General features: G+C 69.0%; 1 protein-coding gene. It reads left to right on the top strand.

Features of this window, described 5'->3' with window-relative positions; all coding sequences use genetic code 11:
- A partial coding sequence (locus AAAX34_RS09430; protein ID WP_349111077.1) for a GDP-mannose 4,6-dehydratase occupies positions 1-407 on the top strand: 407 nt, incomplete at its 5' end.
- Positions 408-655 lie beyond the last annotated feature (248 nt).

The raw sequence follows: 655 nt of genomic DNA, 5'->3' as shown, positions 1-655 counted from the left end.
ACGGCGTGCGCCCCAAGCTCTACGGGAAGGGCGAGAACGTCCGCGACTGGATCCACACCGAGGACCACTCCAGCGCCGTCTGGGACATCCTCACCAAGGGCCGCACGGGGGAGACCTACCTCATCGGGGCTAATGGCGAGAAGAACAACATCACGGTTCTGCGCATGATCCTGGAGGCGATGGGGAAGGACCCCGAGGACTTCGACTGGGTCGCCGACCGCCCCGGCCACGACCGCCGCTACGCCATCGACTCCACCAAGCTCCAGCGCGAGCTCGGCTGGAGGCCGGCCCACACCGACTTCGCCGGGGGCCTGAAGCAGACGATCGACTGGTACGTGGCCAACGAATCCTGGTGGCGCCCGGCCAAGGAGGCCACCGAGGCCAGGTACAGGGCCCAGGGCCAGTAGGCCCATCCCGGCGAACCGCACCGCGGGGCGCCCGCGCGGGGCCGCAGGGCATGGGGATGACCCTGCGGCCCCGCGCGGGCGCCCCCGGTTATCCAACCTCTTCGATAGGAGCTTTTCCCACATGGCAGACATCGCATTCGAGAAGGACCTCTCCGTCGCCGAGACCGGCATCGGGGGCCTGAAGGTCGTCGACCTCGCCGTCCACGGCGACTCGCGCGGCTGGTTCAAGGAGAACTGGCAGCGCGCCA

It is taken from the genome of Collinsella sp. CLA-ER-H4, assembly GCF_040092395.1.
Taxonomy (GTDB): domain Bacteria; phylum Actinomycetota; class Coriobacteriia; order Coriobacteriales; family Coriobacteriaceae; genus Collinsella.
Note: the sequence above shows the minus strand (reverse complement) of the source record. Positions and strands in the feature narration are given on the sequence as shown.